The organism is Wujia sp., from assembly GCF_056872695.1.
Genome location: NZ_DBMFCD010000009.1, coordinates 116188 through 137949, shown reverse-complemented (window position 1 = coordinate 137949; position 21762 = coordinate 116188). Strand labels below are relative to the sequence as shown.

The window sequence follows — 21762 nt, the reverse complement described above, 5'->3', positions numbered from 1 at the left end:
GAACCTACACTTTATATTATCATGGAGGTTTCTTTACTTGAAGCTAAAGCTCACTGGGAACCACCTGCATAGCAGGTGGTTTATTTTTCTGTCTATACAAGTAATAATTCCCGATGCCTTCTGGCACCGGGAATCCAAGAATTATTTGATGTCTACAATTACCTTTTTATCACCCTTTGATGCAGCCGCCTTCACAACAGTACGAATGGACTTAGCGATACGGCCCTGCTTGCCGATCACCTTACCCATATCATCTCCTGCAACGTTCAGTTCGATTGTTATGGTATCTCCATCGATTGTCTCTTTTACAACAACTTCATCCGGATAATCAACGAGGGATTTTGCAATCAGTTCTACTAATTCCTTCATAACCTGCACCTCCCTTGCACATCAGTCTTACTTCTCGATACCTGCCTGCTTCAAAAGCTTAGCAACTGTCTCAGTAGGCTGAGCACCATCTGCAAGCCACTTCTTAGCTGCATCAGAGTCGATCTTTACAGATGCTGGCTCCTGATTTGGATCATATGTTCCGATCTCATCGATAAATCTACCATCTCTTGGTGATCTGGAATCAGCTACTACAACTCTATAAAAAGGATGCTTCTTATATCCCATTCTTCTTAATCTGATTTTAACTGCCATGTCAAATTTCACCTCCTTAAAAATCTTTCGTCTATATATAATAGTTATACTATTATCAAAAATTAGAATCCAAACGGAAGCTTGAATCCGCCGCGGCGTTTGCCACCCATCATACCGGACATCTGCTTCATCATCTTCTTGGACTGTTCAAACTGCTTGATCAGCTTGTTTACTTCGCTGATCGGAACGCCTGCCCCATCTGCAATTCGCTTCTTCCGGCTCGGATTAATAATCTCCGGATGTGAGCGCTCCTGCTTTGTCATTGACAAGATAATTGCCTTTGGCATATTCATTGCATTGTCATCAATCTCTATATTCTGGAGCTGTTTTTTATTTCCAAATCCAGGCAGCATCTTCAATATATCATTCATGCCACCCATCTTTTCCATCTGTTCCATCTGGTCAAGGAAATCATTGAAATCAAAGGAAGCTTTCTTAAACTTCTCTTCCATCTCCTTGGCTTTTTCCTCATCGATTGCCGACTGTGCTTTTTCGATCAGGCTTTCCACATCACCCATACCGAGAATCCGGCTTGCCATACGATCTGGATAAAACTGCTCCAAATCTGTGAGCTTCTCTCCCATACCGGCATACAGGATTGGTTTTCCGGTCACTGCCTTGATGGAAAGTGCCGCACCACCACGGGTATCGCCATCGAGCTTTGTCAGGATTACACCATCAATCCCAATCTTATCATTGAACGATGTTGCCACATTGACCGCATCCTGACCAGTCATCGCATCGACCGTCAGAATCGTATATGTTACATTCAGATTCTCCTTGATCTCTGCCAGCTCATTCATCATGTCTTCATCGACATGCAGACGGCCTGCAGTATCCAGGAATACAAGATTGATATCATTTTTTGCAGCATGTTCAATCGCTGCCTTTGCAATATTCACCGGCTTATGTCCGTCTCCCATCGAAAATACCGGAACACCGACCTTCTCACCGTTGATTTCCAACTGCTTGATCGCTGCCGGACGATAGACGTCACAGGCAACCAACAGTGGTTTTTTACCCTTGTTCTTAAACTTGCCCGCAAGCTTTGCAACGGTGGTTGTCTTACCAGCACCCTGCAAACCACACATCATGACGATCGTAATCTCATTGGATGGCAATAGTTTGAGTTCGGTTGTCTCGGAACCCATCAGCTTATCCATCTCTTCTTTTACAATCTTGATTACCATCTGACCAGGATTAAGTCCCTTTAGAACTTCCTCACCGACCGCACGCTCACTGACGGAATTGATAAACTGTTTTACGACCTTGAAGTTTACATCCGCTTCCAACAGCGCACGCTTTACTTCTTTCATCGCTTCTTTTACATCTGCTTCTGTAATCGTTCCTTTGCTTCTCAGCTTCCGGAACACGTTCTGTAATTTGTCTGTTAAACTGTCAAACGCCATGCGTCTCCTCCCAAACAAAATCAAACATTCAACTGTTAAAAATCATCCAGCAGCCCGTTGAGATTCGTATCGATATCTGCAAACGCTTCGTCCAGCGTCAAGTTCTCATTGCGTTCCCGCAATGCCTGAATCTCAGTCTGTATCGCGGCTACCTTTTCTCTGGCATTCTCAAATTTCTCAACTAGTTTCAGCTTTTTCTCAAAATCTTCCAGCTTCTTGTCACAGCGCTTCATCATATCAAACACGCCTTGTCTGGAGATTCCATATTCCCTTGCCAGTTCCGAATAGGACAGGTCATTCATTACCACATCTTCGTATATACTTTTCTGTGTCTGCGTCAACAACTCTCCATAAAAATCATAGAGCAATGACTGACGTACAAACTTCTCCATCCGAATCACCTGTAAAGTATTTTTCATTTACAAACCTTTTGAATCATACATGGTTTTTTCATGATTGTCAAGTGTTTTTTCTTAACACACATTAACTTTTTCTGATACATAAATACAACCTGATGTTCATATACTATACGGATGAAAAATAATGGTAAATTCTATGGATCAATATTCTAGTGATACCGGATATCTAAATGTCATAGTCACAGGTCCGGACACCTACTCCCCGCTTTCTTCTGCTACCATTGAAATCGCAGACACCGGAGAACCAAACCTCATCCTGGAAACTGCTGCCACAAACCCAAACGGGCAGACCGGAAATATCGAGCTTTCTGCTCCACCACGCGAATACAGTATGGAACCAAGCGACAACCAGCCCTATTCTGAATACAATGTAAAGATTTCAGCCCCCGGCTATCAGGAACAAATCGTCTCAGGTGTTCAGATTTTTTCCGGTGAAAACGGATTACAGTTTATCGTATTGCAACCATCCGAACAGACACCCGGCTATGTCTATAACCCGATTGTTATCGGTGGACACACACTCTGGGAATACTATCCACCGAAAATCGCTGAGCCGGAGATCAAGCCTTTAGCCGAAAGCGGTGAGATCGTCCTCTCACGCGTCGTCGTCCCGGAGACAATTATCGTACATGACGGTGTCCCCGGCGATTCCACCGCCACCGATTATTATGTCCCGTATATCGACTACATCAAAAATGTCGCCTGCTGTGAGATTTACTCCACATGGCCGGAAAGTACAATCGAAGCAAATATTCTGGCAATCATGTCCTTCACTTTAAACCGGGTATATACAGAATGGTACCGGAACAAAGGCTATAATTTCACGATTACATCCTCCACCGCCTACGATCACAAATGGATCTATGGCAAAACAATTTACGAAAACATCTCACAGATTGCAGACCGGCTCTATAACCGCTATCTTGCCCGTCCAAATGTCAAACAGCCAATTCTCACGCAATACTGTGATGGCAAGCGCGTCTCCTGTCCAAACTGGATGACGCAGTGGGGTTCTAAAGCACTTGGGGATGATGGTTTCTCTGCGATTGATATCATCCACTATTATTACGGTTCAGATATGTATGTAAATGAAGCCGAAATTGTTTCCGGAATCCCATCCTCCTACCCGGGCTATGATCTGATGATTGGAAGCTCCGGCGAACCTGTAATCACGATTCAGGAACAGCTAAACCGTATTGCACAGAATTACCCGGCGATTCCAACTGTCACCGTGGATGGCATCTTCGGTTCCGCGACTGCCGAATCCGTGCGTACCTTTCAGTCAATCTTTAACCTGCCTGTTAGCGGAATTGTTGATTTTCCAACATGGTATAAAATTTCCCAGATCTATGTGGGTGTCTCAAAAATCGGAGAAAATATACGATGAATTTTCTGTGTATTACAGCTACTTTGCTTGCATAAATATTGTATAACATTTATAATATTGTTATGTAATTAAACGCATAGGAGGGATACTATTTATGGAAAACACAAACACATTTAAGGTACAGTCTGCATCCAGCAACTTAATCTCACTGAATGTAACACCCGGACACTACGCAACATCTTCTTCCCATATCAATTATTATATTGATATGACAAGTCTGAAGAGCCGCCGAAGCGAAGCACATGCCGCTGCCAAAGTACTGGCTACACGCTACGCTGCTACAACTATCATTGATACGATTGTCTGTCTGGATGAAACCAATGTAATCGGTGCTTATCTTGCAGACGAACTTCTTAACACTGGTATTTTATCTGCAAATCTGCACAATACCGCATACATCATTTCCCCGGAGCAGCACTCCGGCGGACAACTGATTTTCCGCGAAAACTATCTTCCAATGATCAAGGGCAAGCATGTTCTTGTATTACTGGCAACTGCTACAACCGGAAAGACCTTACAGACCGCACTCGAATGTATCGAGTATTACGGTGGTGAAGTCGTTGGTGTCTCTTCCATCTTCTCCGCCGCAGATGAAATCCACGGCGAGCAGATCAATACCATCTTCCGCACAGAGGATATCCCTAATTATGAGACACACTCTGCGGCCGACTGTCCACTCTGCAAAGCCGGCATACCAATTCAGGGTATCATCAACAGCCACGGATATTCCTCTCTGTAGAAATTGATTTTCCAAATCGAAAAGTAATAAAAACTCCCCATTCAGAATATATTATACTAATTCTGAACAGGGAGTTTTTTATTATGTCATCCAAAACAAAAATCATTGTCTTAAAATCAAAAGAGCTCATCTACACCGGCATATTTATCATCCTTGGTATCCTGTTGATTCTGCTGCTCTGGTATATGTTCTCACCAAAGGAGGACGAAAAAGATACTACAGATACAAGAGTCTCAACAGAGACCTTTGCCACATACCAGCCGGGGGTCTACACCTCACAGTTAAATCTCGGTGGCACCACGCTGGAATTGCAGACGACCATCGACAAGCATGCGGTCACACACATCGAAGTAGCAAACGCAAACGATACTGTTACCGCCATGTATCCACTTTTAACGCCTTCCGTAGATGCCATCAACGAACAGTTGCAGCTCACCAGCGATCTGGACTCTGTTACATACGCAAGCGACAACCAATACACCACACTACTCATATTGGAAGCCGCCCGACAGGCAGCACAATCTGCCCGGATTGAAACTGACTGACCCGTATATTCCTTATGCTTGTTTCTTCACGATCACGCCTCCGGTCTTATAGATGCTTTCTGCCGGTACAAATCCACGTACCGGGGAAAGCGGATAGACATTACTGTCCGAACCAATGACTGTACCTGGATTTAAAACAGAATTACAGCCGACCTCCACATGATTACCAAGCATTGCTCCAAATTTCTTCAGACCAGTTTCCAGATCAAACTTCTCATTTGTCTCTGGATCAATTCCCTTGACATGCACAAGTGTCTTATCACTCTTTACATTCGATGTGATTGATCCTGCCCCCATATGCGACTTAAATCCCAGAATAGAATCGCCGACATAATTATAGTGCGGTACCTGTACATTATCAAAAATAATCACGTTTTTCAACTCTGTGGAATTGCCGATTACACAGCCTTTTCCAACCAGCGCATTTCCGCGGACAAACGCACACTGACGCACTTCTGTCTCCGCACCGATGATTGCCGGTCCTGCCAGATATGCCGATGCAAATACCTTCGCTGTCTTATGCACCCAGACATGCTCTGCTACCTCTGTATATTCATCCTTTGGAAGGGATTCCCCAAGCTTTACAATAAACTCTCCAATATGAGGAAGTACTTCCCACGGATAAGTATAGCTTTCCATCAAAGGTTTTGCCTCTGTATGGGAAAGATCATATAATTCCTTGATTGTCACTGCATTTACACACTTCATTTTCTTATCCTCCATCGTTCTATTGCTATATTTTTTTCTATTATGTATACAGACTCACACCATATACATGAAACTTATTTCGTGCATAGACATCATCTATTCTGCTTATCTCATACATATATGTCATCTTGTTGTGCTCTTTCTTCAACAAATCTACGACTTCTTCGCAGTCTTCTTCGTACCTGATTTCTCATAAAATGGTTTTGTCCGGTCAAACAACCGCGTGATCTGATTCTGATTACGAATCTGTTTCACTGCATTTGTATTATCACAGACAAATTTATTCATCTTGGCTGTATATTCATTCTTTGAGATCGTTCCCTCTGCAACGCCGGAAAGTCCTTTCTCCCACGACGCGGTCATCTCCGCCCAGAGCAGACTCTGAATGGAATTTAAGCATACATCGTAGATGATCTCTCCAAGAAATGTCGGTGTCACAATCTGCGTCTTCTTATTTAATGCAATATATTTATTCGTCACAAGTTTTGTGATGATACTGTCTCGTGTAGCACTCGTTCCAATACCACTGCCCTTGATCTGGCTTCGAAGCTCCTCATCCTCGATCAGCTGCCCGGCATTTTCCATCGCCAGAATCAATGTACCCGAAGAATACCGCTTCGGTGGAGATGTCTCTCCTTCCTTGATATTAAATACCTGTACCGGAATTGCATCTCCTTTCTTCAAAGATGCAAATCTGGCAAGCTCTTCATCCGTAAGCTTCTGTTCCTCCTGTTTTTTCTCGGATGGAAGTCCTGCTATCGTCAGATACCCCGGGGTTTTCAGCCGTTTGAAATTCGCGAAAAAGCTTTCGGTGCCATCTTCCTTCTTACCAACAGCTGTATGAATTTGTCTTGTCAGAACCAGACTGACCTTCTCATACTCTGCTGCCGGGAAGAAAATACTCAAAAAACGTCTGGCAATAATGTCATATACCTTCCGCTGAATATCATTTAATCCGTTCAGATTGCCCAGTCCCTGTCCGGTCGGAATGATTGCATAGTGGTCAGTAATCTGCTTGTCGTTTACATATTTGGATTTGGCAACGCCTTTATATCCGCCCTGCTGCATAATATACTGCGCATACTGTGCAAGCGGTTCGTATTTCTGCAAGCCTCCGATATTTTTTCCAATTTCCTTCGCAACCGCTGTAGAAAGGACACGGGCATCCGTTCTCGGATATGTCACTAATTTCCGCTCATAGAGTGTCTGCACGGTATTTAACGTATCAGTCGGACTGATCTTAAACAGCCGCGAACAGTCATTTTGCAGCTCCGCTAAGTTATATAACATCGGAGGTGCTTTCTTCTCGGTCTTCTTCTCCACCTTCTGTACAATCAGCTCGATTGGTTCCTCGGCAGACAATTCGGCGATCAGCTGCTTGGCACTTTCTTCTTTCTTGAATCCATTTTCTTTATATAGAAGCGGGGAATCCAGATAGGCTGACTCCTTCGTTGTCTTCCATTCTGCTTCAAATCCATCTGTACTTGCAAGCACCCGATAAAATGGTGTCGGCACAAACTGCCGGATCTCCCGTTCACGCTTCACGATCATGCCAAGTACACATGTCATGACACGTCCTACTGCAATCACACAACGATCCATGCCGAGATAATTCTTCACAGTATAACTGTATTTGAGTGACAGTGCCCGCGAGAAATTGATTCCCATCAGATAATCTTCCTGTGCCCGCAGATATGCCGCATCACTCAGGTTATCGTATGCGGAGAGCTCTTTTGCCTCACGGATGCCACGCATAATCTCTTCCTCGGTCTGTGAATCAATCCACACACGCCGCCGGTCTTTTTTACTTTTGTCCACGCCTGCCATCTGCTCGACAAGACGGTAGATATATTCTCCCTCCCGTCCCGAGTCGGTGCAGACATAGATGCGTCCGACATCCTCACGGTTTAACAGCTTACTTACCACCTGAAACTGCTTGCTCGACGCACCGATAATTTCATATTTATATTCTTCCGGTATAAACGGAATTGTGTCAAAACTCCATTTCTTCAAGGCAGGATCATAGACCTCCGGATAACTCATCGTGATCAGATGTCCGACACACCATGTCACGATCGTATCCTCACTCTCTAAGTATCCGTCCCTTGCACCGGCAGTTGCAGCCCCCTTCATGCCAAGTGCCTTAGCAAACTCTCTGGCAACACTGGGTTTCTCTGCTATGTACAAATTCTTCACTTACATTCCTCTTTCTTTTCTTTGTCAAAGTAATACCCGCGATTGCGATGCACATATTAAATGAAGTTGTCATAATACAAAATTCTACGCAGACTCGCTCTCGCTCACTTCCGCACATAACAGACACTAAACTCCCTATGTCAACCATAGTCGACATAGCTCGTTAAGTGCTGATGTGCTCCAATGGTCTGCTTTAGAATTTGTATTATGTCCAACTTCTATCTAGATTTTTCACGCAATCGCGATTCTATATATGAATAGAAACGAGTCGTTTCATTCTGCTTTACTTGATTGCATCCACTAACGCTTCCATCGCCGGGTAATCGGATTCCTTCATCGTAGACATGATCGTAACGGTCGGCTCCACGATTGTGACATCCTTCATCGTAGAAAGGATCGCCTTCATCGTGCGGGCGGCACATGGTGCCCAACTTCCATTCTCCAAGATACCAACGGTACGCTTCTGGTATGCCTTTGATTGTAAATGATTCAAGAAATCCTGCATACAAGGGAACACCCCGCCATCATAGCTTGCTGCACAGAGCACCATCCGGTCATAACGGAATGCATCCTCTATTACTTCCGCCATATCTTCTCTTGCCAGATCACTGACAACGACCTTCTCTACACCCTTCTCACGAAGCATATCTGCAAGCTTTTTAGCTGCCTTCGCCGTATTGCCATGGATCGATGCATACGTAACGAGCACACCTTTATTCTCCGGCTCATACTTGCTCCATGTATCATAAAGTCCAATATAGTATCCGAGATTTTCCTTCAATACCGGGCCGTGCAATGGACAGATTATCTCGATATCAAGTCCTGCTGCCTTCTTCAGAAGTGTCTGCACCGGCATGCCATATTTACCAACGATATTGAAATAATACCGTCTTGCCTCGCACGCCCAGTCCTCATTTTCTGTGAGGGAAAGTGCACCGAACTTGCCGAATCCATCTGCCGAGAACAGCACCTTCTCGCTCTTCTCATATGTAACCATTACCTCCGGCCAATGTACCATCGGTGCCATATAGAACACCAATGTATGGGTTCCAAGTGACAGTTCTTCGCCCTCTTTGACCGCAATCTTCTCCTGTGCATCTAATTTATCTTCAAAAAACTGTGGCAACATAGCAATCGCCTTTGCGCTTGCAACCAGCTTCACCTCCGGGAAAAGCTCCACCATTCTTCCGATGCTTCCCGCATGATCCGGCTCCAAATGCGAGATAATCAGATAATCCGGCTTTGCCCCATTCAATGTCTGAAGCAGCTTATCCTCCCAGCCTTCCATGCCTCTGGCATCGACCGTATCCATAACTGCAATCTTCTCATCTAAAATCACATACGAATTGTACGACACGCCCTCCGGCACTACATACTGACTCTCAAACAAGTCAATATCCTTATCATCCACTCCGATATAACGAATTGCATCTGAAATAGTTACCTGCATGTTTTTATCCTCCTGTATTGTATTACCTTATACTTTTTCGTTCCATAGCATACCAATTGCTGTTCCGCGTATATCCGTAATTCATGCAACGCTGTAACTTTATACGCTACTCTATTCTAACAGATTCCGCTCTATATATCCAACATAATTTCGTGTATAATCCTCAATCAGATAATCACACACGCCTGTATCCTGTAGCAGCTTCTTATCAGAATCGCCGTAGATTCCTACAATACAAGCTGCGTTTGCAGCCGCGGCGGCTTTCACTCCGGACGGACTGTCCTCAATTACCATCGTCTCAGATGGCTCCGCTCCGATACGTTCCATCGCACGGATATACATATCCGGTGCCGGCTTTGCCCGCATTGTCCCATCATCATAGGCAAGCTTTGATTTGTCAAACCATTTTTCAAGTCCAAACCGTTCAAAATAAAAGTCAACATTCGATAGGCAAGATGCCGTTGCAATATTACATTTTATGTTCCTTCGCTGCAACTCATCCAGGAATTCCGGCAGACCTTTAACTAGCCGACAGGCCTCTCGGTCTTCCTGATACATGCTCCTGTACAGGGCTTCCTTTTCTTCCGTCAGCTGCATGATTTTCTTCTCAGACAAAGCGTCCTTCCCAAGCAGCCACTCGAAAATATCCCGGTTCGTATGTCCAAGTATCTGATGCTGGAATTCTTCCTTTGTAAGCTCCCTGCCAGCCAGCTTACTCACATACATCCGCCATGCAATATCATGATATTTGCCATCAAAGATCATCGTACCATTGCAGTCAAATATAACATTCTTTATTTCCATGTCTCGTCCTCTTTTTATTTTTATATATGTTTATCTGAGTGGATATACAGAAATCCACTCTAAAATTTACCTGAAACTTCCGGTTTGTGTTTTTTTGCTTGCTTTTCTCTACCTACGCCCACGTTTTGGGTTTTCCCATAATTATACTCCATTCTAAACCCATTTGCCATCGTCTTAACAAAAAAGGGGCTGCCGAAGCAGCCCCTGGGGGAAAATATATAAACCTAATGGTCTATAGCATATTCTACTGTTCAAACAACAGTTCTTCATATGTAGGGAATGGCCATGCCTTTGCATCCACAATCTTCTCAAGCTCATCTGCAGGCTTACGAACTGTATCAAAGAAAGCAAATACCACATCATGATAATACTTTGCCCAAGCCTTTGGATCCTCTTCCTTCTCAGCAGCCTTAGCCACGATATCCTCAAGCTCTGTTGTTGCCTTCTTAAGTTCAGCAAGCTTTGTATCGATCGTAGAAAGGATTTCCATCTGTGTATCTGCACTGATACCAAGCTCCTTCAGATCCTTCACAGAGGCAGCCAGAGTACCCTCATACTTCATAACAGCCGGGATAATCTGCTTCGTGGACATCTCGATCATTGTCTTGGCTTCGATATTAATCTGCTTTGCGTAGTTTTCATACATAACAACGCCTCTTGCAATCAGCTCACGCTTAGACATAACACCATGCTTCTCGAACATTTCGATATTCTCTGGTGTAGCGAGGTAATCAACCGCATCAACCATGCACTTGATATTTGGAAGTCCACGGCGCTCTGCTTCCTTTACCCACTCCTCAGAATAACCATTTCCGTTGAAGATGATTCTCTGATGCTCTCTCAACTTATCTGCAACCAGCTTCTTTGCGGCTGCCTCGAAATCATCTGCCTTCTCCAGCACATCTGCAAAGTTACAAAGTGTATCAGCAACGATAGTATTTAAAGTCATCATTGGCTGTGCTATACACTGTGTGCTACCAACCATACGGAACTCGAACTTATTACCGGTAAATGCAAATGGTGATGTACGGTTACGGTCTGTCGCATCCATCTTGAACTCAGGAATGACTGAACATCCGGACTTGTAAATCTTACCCTTTAAGCTGCTGGTTGCCTCTCCGTTTGCAATGATCTGATCGACTACATCGGCAAGCTGGTCACCGAGGTAAGCGGAAATGATTGCCGGAGGTGCCTCGTTTGCACCAAGTCTGTGATCATTACCGGCAGAACTAGCTGACAGACGAAGCAATGCAGCATGGTTATCAACAGACTCCAGAATTGCAGCTAAGAATATCTGGAACTGCAGGTTCTTCTCCGGCTCCTTGCCCGGATCAATCAGGTTTTCACCATCAGATGTCGAGATAGACCAGTTATTATGCTTACCAGAACCATTGACACCTGCAAATGGCTTCTCATGCAGCAGACACGCAAATCCGTTTCTCTCTGCAACCTTCTTCAATGTCTCCATCAACAGCTGGTTCTGATCGGTTGCTACATTTGTCGTACCATAAATCGGTGCGATCTCATGCTGAGAAGGAGCAACCTCATTGTGCTGTGTCTTTGCCGGAATACCATACTCCCACAAATCCTTATTGAGCTCTCTCATGAAATGAGAAACCTTATCCTTGATCACACCGAAGTACTGATCATCAAGCTCCTGTCCCTTTGGTGCCGGTGCGCCAAACAATGTACGTCCGGTCAGCTTTAAGTCAAGTCTCTGATTGAACTTATCCTTATCAATCAGGAAGTACTCCTGTTCCGGTCCAACGGAGGCTGTTACCTTCGCCGGTGTCTTACCGAAAAGCTTCAGGATACGAAGTGCCTGCTTGCTGACTGCATCCATGGAACGAAGAAGCGGTGTCTTATGATCCAGTGACTCGCCCGTATATGAAATGAAAATAGTCGGAATACAAAGAACCTTGCAACCATCCGGAATCTCCTTGACAAATGCAGGAGATGTACAATCCCAGACTGTATAACCTCTTGCTGCACATGTCTCACGGATACCACCGGAAGGGAAGGAAGAACCATCTGGCTCAGCCTTAATCAGTTCCTTACCTGTAAACTCTGTGATGAAAGTACCATCGCCAACCGGATCCATGAAAGAATCATGTTTCTCTGCTGTCAGGTTTGTGAGTGGATGGAACCAGTGTGTATAGTGTGTTGCGCCGAGCTCCTTTGCCCACTCCCGCATGGCAATCGCTACGGAATCAGCAATCGCTGCATCAAGCGGTGCACCGTAATCAATTGTCTTCTTTAATTCCTTGAATACTGCTTTTGGCAGTCTTGCACGCATGACCGCCTCACAAAATGAACGCTTTCCTAAATCTTCTGCTGTAACTTCCATAGTCATATTCTCCTTTTCCTTTATTTTCTTAACTATTTTTAACATATGACTACGATAACTCAACTTAGAGGAAAAGGCAAACTTAAAAATCAGCGATTTTACTTTCTATAATTTTGTGAAAATAGTTTTTCACTATAAATAATTAAGCAGCGACTTGTGAAACATGCGTAAAAACGGACTTCTGTGTCGTTTTCGCAAGTAATTATAAGATTTTTCTTATACTTAACTTGTGAAACAACATCGAAAGTCCGTTTACGCTTGTGTTTTTCTATTTGTTGTGTACTTCATACACGCCTAATCCGTACTGCAATTATCCATCGCGGTCCGGCTTCCGCACACTACACATTCCCCATGTATATATCCATCCATTGCTCATAATACATACCAGCAGCCCGGCTTCCGCACACTACATATTTCGGAGAATTATCGGTTCAGATCATCTCTCACACCCATATAATATGATGCGAACTCCTGCGTAATCAATTTATTCCGTATCATCAGATTAAGTGTATCTTTAAACTCTGCATAGCTGATTGTCGAGTGTGCCAGATTATCCAGCGTCTTGCTGATCCTGTCTGCATAGCCATTGGCATCAATCACATTATCCCGTAATAAGATGTTTGACTTATATGCTTCTTTAAAATAAATATTCACCTTGTTAGACATCGTCACCCTGTCATCAACCTGAAACTCTACCCCTAACAAATCAAATAACGCCGACGCGGATCTGTTTGTCACGTAGATATCATTTCCGATTCCATACAGATTCTTGTACGCCGACAGATCATCGACCACTGTACTGTGTAAATAATCCGGCAGATACGAGCGGAACATATCCGCAAGTACACTGCTTCCCTTATAGGCTGCATAATCAATATCTTCGTTTGCCGGCTGCTTTTTCAGATAGGTAATATTCTTGATCTGATATAGTGGAATCGTAATATGCCGTGGCTCCTGCTCAATCAGCAGCAGATGAAATTCTTTCTTTTCCACCCAGATATAGGCCGGTGTCTGTTTTACCTGGAGCTTGTCCGAATGATCCACGAATATCATACGATGCTCACGCCGCACCTTGAACTTATGCAGTGTCTTTTTGACCTTCTTCCGGTCATACGTCATGACAGTCTCCTGCGTAAGCGCAGCAACCGGTTGTTCTTCCGTCTGCTTAGGCTTATCTTGTGCTATCTGTCCGTCATCATCCGCTTCCCGCTTTTGTTGTTTCTTGCGCTTGTGATGACCATTTTTTTCCTCGGCACCCGGAGCTTCTTGCAGTTTTGAACCATCTTCCGGCGTTACAATATCTTCCTTAACCTGCTCGTCTGCATCCGTATGCCCCGCATCTGCTGCCTTCTCATCCTGCCGTTTCTTACGCTTCGCGAATACCGGAGAATTATCCTCCGAATTTTCACCATCTACAGTATTCTTATCCTTACGTTTCTTCCGCTTTGCAAACACCGGTGGCTTCATATGATCGACTTTTTTCCCCGCATCCTGTGACTTCGCATGTCCGGAGTGTCTTTCTTCACGTGTTTCCGCGTTTCCGGCATCCTCCACAACAGCGCCCTGAATCACAAGTGTCTGCGCCAGCGTAATCATAACAAATACACATACAACCATTGCAAAAATAAGCAGAATCTGCCGGAACACGATTGCACACACAACCGCGCCGACAGCTCCGATTCCGAACAGCAGCGACAAGAGCACAATTGCCCTTGCCTTTGCTGTTCCATATTTAATTGTATTGATACATTTTCGAATCATTACGCCTTATATACAACCTTACGGAAATTCTTCTTTCCCTTCTTCAATACAAACTCCTCTGCAAAATCGTCCGGTGTGAACATCTTCTTCACATCCGTGATCTTCTCGCCATTGACAGAGACACCCCCCTGCTCTATTGCACGTCTTGCTTCACTCTTGGATGCTGCAAGTCCTGCCTGTACGATGATTGACATCAGATCTGTCTGTCCATCATTGAAGAGATCTGCTGTGATCTCAGCAACCGGCATATTCTCTGTATTTCCGCCACCAAAGATATTCTTGGCTGCATCAAGTGCCTTCTTTGCCTCTTCCTCACCATGAACAAGCGCTGTCAGCTCATATGCCAGAATCTCCTTTGCCTTGTTGAGCTCGCTGCCTTCCCAATGTTCCATCTCCTGAATCTGCTCCAAAGGAAGGAATGTCAGCATTTTTAAGCACTTAATAACATCTGCATCATCCACATTTCTCCAGTACTGGAAAAACTCATACGGGGTTGTCTTGTTTGGATCAAGCCATACAGCCCCCTTCTGTGTCTTACCCATCTTCTTACCCTCAGAATTCAAGAGTAATGTAATCGTCATAGCATGTGCATCCTTACCAAGCTTTCTACGAATCAGTTCTGTGCCACCCAGCATGTTGGACCACTGATCGTCGCCACCAAACTGCAGGTTACATCCATACTTCTGGTACAACGCATAGAAATCATAGCTCTGCATGATCATGTAGTTAAACTCCAGGAAGCTCAGTCCCTTCTCCATACGCTGCTTATAGCACTCTGCTGTCAGCATACGGTTCACAGAGAAATGTGCGCCAACCTCGCGCAGTACCTCTATATAATTCAGATCAAGCAGCCAGTCTGCATTATTAACCATCATGGCCTTGCCCTCTGAAAAATCAATAAAACGGCTCATCTGCTTCTTGAAGCAATCACAGTTATGCTGGATGGTTTCCTTCGTCATCATCTGGCGCATATCCGTTCTTCCGGATGGATCACCGATCATCGCGGTACCTCCACCAATCAGGGCGATTGGCTTATTTCCACCCATCTGCAGACGTTTCATCAGGCAAAGAGCCATGAAATGTCCTACATGCAGACTGTCCGCCGTCGGATCGAATCCAATATAGAAGGTTGCTTTTCCTTCATTGATCAGCCGACTGATCTCCTCTTCGTTTGTTACCTGTGCAATCAAACCTCTTGCTACCAGTTCTTCGTACAATGTCATCTTTCTTTCCTCCAAAAATATATTTTTCAAAAAAGGACATAAAAAAACGTCCTTATAAAAATATAAGGACGAAGCATACTCCGTGTTACCACCTTATTTCACGCTTACCTCACGATAACCGCCTTTGCAAGTATCAATATCAATACTTCAGCCTCTGTAACGTGTGCCAATCCGTCTGCCCCTACTTGTCAAACGTTCAGGGAGCAGCTCCGAGATGTATTCATGTTTCCGACTTACCGCGCCTCTCATCAACCGGCTGCTTTCTGTGGCAGCTGCTCGCAAACACTACTTGTTCTCTTCTTCGCCTTTGCTATCATATACAATGATATAAAAATTATATATGAAGACTTTTCGTTTGTCAACAATATCCTTTGTCAAACGTAATTACCGTGTAATACGTATCCGGAAGTTTTGACAGCCTCTGCTGAATCTCCGCCTTGATCTGTGCTTCTGTCTTCTTACATTCATATGGCACAAGCACATCAAAGATCAGGTTCGTATGTGTCGGTCCTGATACAATCCGGAAATCATGCATCGTAAGTCCTTTATCAATCTCCTGCAAAATCCCTGCCATCATATCACGACAGATATTCGTTTTCTCATCATCATAGTCAATCGGATCCATGTGAATCGTCATATGTACCTGCAGTTCATCATAAATATTTCTCTCTAACTCGTCAATTGCATCATGGATTTCCATAATATTTTGATGACAATCGACTTCCACATGCACACTGCCAATCAGGTTCCCTGGGCCATAGCTGTGTATGATCAGATCATGCATACCATGGCAGAACATATTCTCCATCACAAGCTCCCGGATTTTTGCAACTAATTCCTCATCTGCCGGCTGTCCAAGAAGCTGATCAACCGTATCCTTTACAATTCCAAATCCGGAAATCATGATCATGACAGACACTACAATTCCCATAATCCCATCCACCGGAAGATTCGAAAATGCTGACATCACAAGTGCAATTACTGTCGCCAGCGTAGCAAACACATCACTGAAGCTATCCTTCGAAGTTGCAAGCATAATAGACGAAGAAAGCTTTGTACCAAGCTTCCGATTCATACTCCCCATACCTACCTTTACCAGCATGGAAAGCACCAGTACAAACAGAGCAACAAAAGAAAATGTTACGCGCTCCGGATGCATGACCTTCTGGACAGAGCTTCGCAGCAACTCAAACCCAACCGCAAGAATCGCGGCTGCAATCACAAGTGAGGTCAGATATTCCATTCGTCCATGTCCAAATGGATGATCCCGGTCCGCCGGCTTTGCCGCCATCTTATAGCCAAACATCGTCACGATACAGGTTGCGCAATCCGATAAATTATTCACACCATCTGTTACAATGGAAATAGAGCCCGCAATCAGACCGATTGCAAGCTTGCCCGCAAATAAAATCACATTGCAGATGATCCCTACAATGGATGAGAAAAAGCCATATCGCTTCCGCACTTCCGGTCGTTCGATCTCATCCGCATCCTTTATGCACTTATGAATCAGAAATTCAAGCAATTTTCTCTAACTCCTTCACTCTTCTACAATAATTCGCGGTGCCGACCCCCATCGCCATAAAGACAAAGAATAGCGGTGTCGTGATCGGCTGATTCAGATTCAGTATACTCTGGGCAAAATATCCGGTCGTCGCTGCAAGACATACACAGATCCACGCATTTTCATGCGCATGTCTAAACATATATACAATACTGCTTCCAACCAATGCCAGATAGGAAAGCAATCCTATGATACCGGTGGTAAATAAATATTGCAGCAGTTCATTATGCGCATTGTCATACACTTTACCTGTGACCTGTACCATCTCATCATAGCATGCTGCCTTGAGTGTCACACGCACCGACTCGTTTCCATAACCGAACAATTTATTCACAAATGGCGCATCCCCATAGACCTCCACGATTTTTCTCCAGATATAACCACGGTAACTGCCCCATTTATCATTGAATGTAAAGAGGGATGGATCCATAACCTTCAGAGCGATCATGCCAATCACGCCAAGTGCCACACACGCTCCACAGACAATCAGCACAATCTTCTTTTTATTCCATGCTGCAACCTTCTCTCCAAGCTTCCAGTTGCAGATACATACGACCACGAATATAAGCAACGCCGCACCACACAAGGCAAATGCGATATCCAGCCGGTTTAGCGCGATTGCAAGTCCTCCTCGCTTCTTATCATATCTTGTATGTCCATACTTGTTGATAAACCCAAGCACCAAATTACCAACAAACAGTAAAAAAACAGCAAATGAACTATACTGTAATCTACTCTGCATAAATGCAAGAATCGTCACCACAACGACACCCGCCAGAATACCGAGAAATACACTGTCGCTGTTTGCAATCAGAATATTACAGCCAGCCGCGATCAATAAAATACCAGACAGAATACGCGAAAACCAATTCTTACAGAATACAAATACCGCCAGCAGCACCGGAATTGAAATCGACAGGTAGCTCGCATACATATTGATGTTTCCAAACGTCGATATAAATTTCGTATATTGATTTTCCGCAATATTATAACGCAGGTTCAGAAAATCATGTTCCATATGCTGTCCGATTGCAACTGCATACGCAAACGCATTCGCCGCTGCAAAGAATACAAACAGGATCATCTGCGGACGCATTCGCTGTGCCAGCACGACAAACACGATCATCAGCACCAGATACATACAGAGTCCCATTCGTCTGCCCTGCAAGCCATAAAAAGCATCTTTTTTATTATCTGCACAAAGCCATGCAAAAAAGTTTGCCATCAGAAATACAAGTGCATAAAACTCCGGACGTAAAAACCGTTTCTTCCCGGTATCCTCAACAAGCAAAGAATCATACTTGTAATAATTTCTGAGACTCGCTTCCACAACATAGCCAATCAAAGCAAGTGCCAGATAGATACCTGCCGCATATAAAAAGAAATGATACTTGGTAATCGTAATATTAAAATAATGGTCATCATAAATCAACGGATACACACCAAACGCCAGCAATGCAAACACATACGCTGCGACATCCATCACACGAATTCCTCTGCAATATTCCAGATTGTCCGATTTTCTTGTCTTCGTCTTTGCCATGACTCTCTATCTCCCTATCCAGCTTTCTTAGCTGCTACTTTAACATATTTATATAAAAAATAAAAGAGAGATAATCACTATCTCTCTTTTTCTTCGTGCGGGAGATGGGACTTGAACCCACACGACGTTGCCATCACTAGATCCTTAGTCTAGCCTGTCTGCCAATTCCAGCACTCCCGCATTTCTTTGCGTTTCACTCACGCTCGACGCAAGTAGTATATTATCATCTTAGGTGCATCTTGTCAACAACTTTTTTCTATTTTTATAAATTTTTTTCGACTTATACAAAAATATATAAATTAATGCGCAAGTTGTACATTTTTATATTCACCGACGATAAAAAACCCGTTGCCACAGACAACGGGTCAGGATATCTTCCATTAAGCAAGCTTGCTCTTAGCAACCTCTACTACCTTTGCGAAACCTTCTGGATCGCTGATTGCCATCTCAGAAAGCATCTTTCTGTTCAGATCTACACCTGCAAGCTTCAAACCATACATAAGCTTGCTGTATGAAAGTCCATTCATTCTTGCTGCTGCATTGATACGAGCGATCCAGAGCTGTCTGAACTGTCTCTTTCTCTGCTTTCTACCAGCATAAGAAGATGTCAAAGCTCTCATAACTGACTGCTTTGCTACTCTATACTGCTTTGATCTTGCTCCCTTGTATCCCTTAGCGAGCTTCAATGTTCTATTATGTCTCTTCTTAGCGCCAACGCCGCCTTTAATTCTTGCCATCGTTCATTCCTCCTAATATCCTATAAATATGGTAAAATCTTCTTCATAACTTTGCTGTTTGTAGCGTCAGTCATAGTTGCTTTTCTAAGATTTCTCTTTCTCTTTGTAGACTTCTTAGTAAGAATGTGGCTCTTGTAAGCCTTATTTCTCTTAAGCTCACCGGTTCCTGTCTTCTTAAAACGCTTTGCAGCTGCTCTTTTTGTCTTTAACTTTGGCATTTCTTTTCCTCCTTAAAAATCATGCATATGCATGGTAATTTCTTTTTATATGAATTTAACGTTTTTCAGCTAAAAACATGATCATACTTCTGCCCTCAAATTTTGCAGGCTTATCTACAACGGCAACATCTGAAAGCATCTCGGCAAAGGAATTCAGAATCGCTTTACCATTATCTGTATGTGCAAGCTCTCTACCACGGAAACGAAGGGTAACCTTTACCTTATCGCCCTTGGTCAGGAATTTTCTTGCCATGTTTGCCTTTGTATTCAGATCGTTGTTGTCAATGTTGGGTGACAAACGAACTTCCTTGATTTCAATGACTCTCTGCTTCTTTTTTGCTTCTTTCTCGCGACGTGTCTGCTCATAACGGAACTTTCCATAATCCATAATCTTGCAAACAGGTGGCTTTGCTGTCGGTGCAATCTTAATCAGATCTACGCCCTGCTCATCCGCAAGCTTCTGAGCGTCCTTGGATGACATGATACCAAGCTGCTCTCCTGTCTCACTTACCACACGTACTTCTTTGTCACGAATCTGCTCGTTAATCATTAAATCGCTAATAATATACACCTCCCTCGGGTTTCGCCCCCTCACATCCGTTCGGCGGCATATCGTCGAAACCATCCTAAATTATTCGCTCCGCTCATAATGGTTTCTCCTACAATAAAAAAGTGGATAGACAAACTATCCACACATTGTTATAATAAGAAATCAATATATTCTCTTACTACATAACCCGAGTCGCCTGTGCGCTAAGGTGAGAGTGGATACTCTGCTTTCATCAACATACTTGCATACTATAGCATGCAGGCAGGTCGTTGTCAAGACTTTTTTCAAAAAAATGAGGAGAATTTGAGCAAAAAAGTTATACACAAATCAACTCTTTCGGTGAGGCTGCCAGATTCCGGTATCCATCTTCTGTTATCACGATCATATCCTCGATCCGCACACCAAATCTGCCCGGCAGATAAATACCCGGTTCCACTGTAATCACAATTCCCGGCTTCAATACAGCATCACACTTCATAGAAAAACGCGGTTCCTCATGAATAAATAACCCAACACTATGTCCGAGACCATGTCCGAAATAATCCCCATAACCAGCGCCTGCAATAATATCGCGTGCACATTTGTCTACATCTGAGCAGACCATCCCCGGCTTCACAACCGCCAGTGCCGCAAGCTGTGCCTGAAGCACAGTTTCATACACTTTCTTCTGCTCCGGATCGACCTTTTTTCCAATATGGATTGTCCGTGTCATATCCGAACAGTATCCCTCATACATACAGCCAAAGTCCATCGTCAGGAAATCTCCATCTGCCAGCAGCTTTGGCTGTGGCATAGCATGTGGCAGGCTGCTGTTTTTTCCACTTGCTGCAATCGTATCAAAGCTTGTCCCTTCTGCACCACGCAGCCGCATCTCATATTCTAACTGTAACGCGACACGCTGCTCGGTAAGTCCATTCTCCCAATTGTCTCGGATAAACTTTACTATCTCTGCAAATGCCTCATCACCAATCCGCTCCGCACGCGCAAGCTTCGCTATCTCATCTTCTGTTTTCACTTCCCGGTATGCATTTACCGCATCATCCAATGGCACAAGCTCCACCTGCACCTCTGATAATTCCTTTGCAAATGTATCAATGAAAGCCTGATACTGCGCATAAGAAATCTCCTTGTTCTCAAATCCGATACGAAGTGTCAACCCACCTGCTGACACAGAAGCCTTCTGCTTCTGCAGAAGTCCTGCAATCGTCTTTGAATACCCTTCCCGTCCAACATCAATACAAGAAAATGCTGGTGCTTCTATCTCCACCTGTTCTGTATACCGGCTGTCTGTCAGAATATACCGGGTATCTGCAAACGCCACAAGCATCCCTGTATGTCCCCGATACCCGGATAAATGATGAATATTATACCCATCTGTCAATATCATTGCCTGTAAATCCTTTTTCTCCATCAGTTGTGCAAGTTGTTCCTTCATGTCTAAAACGCCTCCTAATATCCAATCCAAAAAAGGAAATCCATGAGTCACTCTTTCAAGTAACTCATGGATTTTAGTTTATATT

At 43.9% G+C, this 21762-nt stretch carries 20 protein-coding genes, 1 tRNA gene and 1 other annotated feature; of the genes, 3 read left to right on the top strand and 18 right to left on the bottom strand.

The genetic code is table 11. The annotated features are described in order from the left end of the window. Positions 1-141 precede the first annotated feature (141 nt). The 4 genes from ACZQK9_RS09805 to ylxM form a co-directional block, all read right to left on the bottom strand. Entirely contained in the window at positions 142-369 is a 228-nt protein-coding gene (locus ACZQK9_RS09805; protein WP_021985176.1) for a KH domain-containing protein, read from the bottom strand. Between the two features lie 27 nt (positions 370-396). Next, entirely contained in the window at positions 397-642 is a 246-nt protein-coding gene (rpsP, locus tag ACZQK9_RS09800; RefSeq protein WP_178017502.1) for a 30S ribosomal protein S16, read from the bottom strand. 62 nt (positions 643-704) lie between these two features. Then, positions 705-2051 (bottom strand): signal recognition particle protein, encoded by a 1347-nt coding sequence (gene ffh, locus ACZQK9_RS09795; RefSeq protein ID WP_178017503.1) that lies wholly within the window; start codon positions 2049-2051, stop codon positions 705-707. Between the two features lie 35 nt (positions 2052-2086). Continuing rightward, positions 2087-2443, bottom strand: coding sequence for a YlxM family DNA-binding protein (gene ylxM / locus ACZQK9_RS09790; protein WP_483270459.1), 357 nt, complete (start codon positions 2441-2443; stop codon positions 2087-2089). Between the two features lie 163 nt (positions 2444-2606). On the opposite strand from ylxM, the gene ACZQK9_RS09785 reads away from it, so the two are divergent. The 3 genes from ACZQK9_RS09785 to ACZQK9_RS09775 all read left to right on the top strand — a co-directional run bounded on the left by ACZQK9_RS09785 (position 2607) and on the right by ACZQK9_RS09775 (position 5141). Next, a complete protein-coding gene (locus ACZQK9_RS09785; protein ID WP_483270458.1) occupies positions 2607-3857 on the top strand; it encodes a peptidoglycan-binding domain-containing protein in 1251 nt (416 codons plus the stop codon). A gap of 94 nt (positions 3858-3951) precedes the next feature. Then, positions 3952-4596 (top strand): type I phosphoribosyltransferase, encoded by a 645-nt coding sequence (locus ACZQK9_RS09780; RefSeq protein ID WP_178017505.1) that lies wholly within the window; start codon positions 3952-3954, stop codon positions 4594-4596. An 83-nt stretch (positions 4597-4679) separates the two neighbouring features. After that, positions 4680-5141 carry a hypothetical protein gene (locus ACZQK9_RS09775; RefSeq protein ID WP_483270457.1) on the top strand — a complete coding sequence of 154 codons (462 nt, stop codon included), beginning with the start codon at positions 4680-4682 and terminating at the stop codon, positions 5139-5141. Positions 5142-5153: 12 nt separating this feature from the next. On the opposite strand, the gene ACZQK9_RS09770 is transcribed toward ACZQK9_RS09775, so the two are convergent. The 14 genes from ACZQK9_RS09770 to ACZQK9_RS09705 form a co-directional block, all read right to left on the bottom strand. Continuing rightward, positions 5154-5849: an LbetaH domain-containing protein gene (locus ACZQK9_RS09770; RefSeq protein ID WP_253292115.1), complete on the bottom strand. Its 696-nt coding sequence runs from the start codon at positions 5847-5849 to the stop codon at positions 5154-5156. Between the two features lie 153 nt (positions 5850-6002). Beyond that, positions 6003-8045 (bottom strand): DNA topoisomerase, encoded by a 2043-nt coding sequence (locus tag ACZQK9_RS09765; protein WP_483270456.1) that lies wholly within the window; start codon positions 8043-8045, stop codon positions 6003-6005. Between the two features lie 283 nt (positions 8046-8328). Next, on the bottom strand, positions 8329-9495 hold the full coding sequence (locus ACZQK9_RS09760; protein WP_483270455.1) for an FprA family A-type flavoprotein: 1167 nt from the start codon (positions 9493-9495) through the stop codon (positions 8329-8331). A 111-nt stretch (positions 9496-9606) separates the two neighbouring features. Further along, positions 9607-10299 carry an HAD family hydrolase gene (locus ACZQK9_RS09755; RefSeq protein WP_483270454.1) on the bottom strand — a complete coding sequence of 231 codons (693 nt, stop codon included), beginning with the start codon at positions 10297-10299 and terminating at the stop codon, positions 9607-9609. A 244-nt stretch (positions 10300-10543) separates the two neighbouring features. Then, positions 10544-12646, bottom strand: coding sequence for a glutamine synthetase III family protein (locus tag ACZQK9_RS09750; protein ID WP_483270453.1), 2103 nt, complete (start codon positions 12644-12646; stop codon positions 10544-10546). Positions 12647-13069: 423 nt separating this feature from the next. Next, complete coding sequence (locus ACZQK9_RS09745; protein ID WP_483270452.1) at positions 13070-14407, bottom strand: hypothetical protein; 1338 nt, start codon at positions 14405-14407, stop codon at positions 13070-13072. Next, a complete protein-coding gene (gene tyrS / locus ACZQK9_RS09740) occupies positions 14407-15630 on the bottom strand; it encodes a tyrosine--tRNA ligase (protein WP_216506482.1) in 1224 nt (407 codons plus the stop codon). The genes ACZQK9_RS09745 and tyrS overlap by 1 nt, the downstream gene beginning before the upstream one ends. Positions 15631-15691: 61 nt before the next feature. Further along, positions 15692-15941, bottom strand: a binding site (T-box leader). 47 nt (positions 15942-15988) lie between these two features. Continuing rightward, on the bottom strand, positions 15989-17155 hold the full coding sequence (locus tag ACZQK9_RS09735) for a cation diffusion facilitator family transporter (protein ID WP_483270451.1): 1167 nt from the start codon (positions 17153-17155) through the stop codon (positions 15989-15991). Continuing rightward, positions 17148-18737 carry an O-antigen ligase family protein gene (locus ACZQK9_RS09730; protein WP_483270450.1) on the bottom strand — a complete coding sequence of 530 codons (1590 nt, stop codon included), beginning with the start codon at positions 18735-18737 and terminating at the stop codon, positions 17148-17150. Before ACZQK9_RS09730 ends, ACZQK9_RS09735 begins: the two co-directional genes overlap by 8 nt. A gap of 96 nt (positions 18738-18833) precedes the next feature. After that, positions 18834-18917, bottom strand: a tRNA-Leu gene (locus tag ACZQK9_RS09725). 200 nt (positions 18918-19117) lie between these two features. After that, positions 19118-19474: a 50S ribosomal protein L20 gene (rplT, locus tag ACZQK9_RS09720; protein ID WP_021985193.1), complete on the bottom strand. Its 357-nt coding sequence runs from the start codon at positions 19472-19474 to the stop codon at positions 19118-19120. A gap of 20 nt (positions 19475-19494) precedes the next feature. Beyond that, positions 19495-19692, bottom strand: a complete 198-nt coding sequence (rpmI, locus tag ACZQK9_RS09715; protein WP_177980803.1) for a 50S ribosomal protein L35 — start codon at positions 19690-19692, stop codon at positions 19495-19497. Positions 19693-19747: 55 nt separating this feature from the next. Continuing rightward, positions 19748-20242, bottom strand: a complete 495-nt coding sequence (infC, locus tag ACZQK9_RS09710) for a translation initiation factor IF-3 (RefSeq protein ID WP_216506646.1) — start codon at positions 20240-20242, stop codon at positions 19748-19750. A 316-nt stretch (positions 20243-20558) separates the two neighbouring features. After that, positions 20559-21677 carry a M24 family metallopeptidase gene (locus ACZQK9_RS09705; protein ID WP_483270449.1) on the bottom strand — a complete coding sequence of 373 codons (1119 nt, stop codon included), beginning with the start codon at positions 21675-21677 and terminating at the stop codon, positions 20559-20561. Positions 21678-21762: the final 85 nt, after the last annotated feature.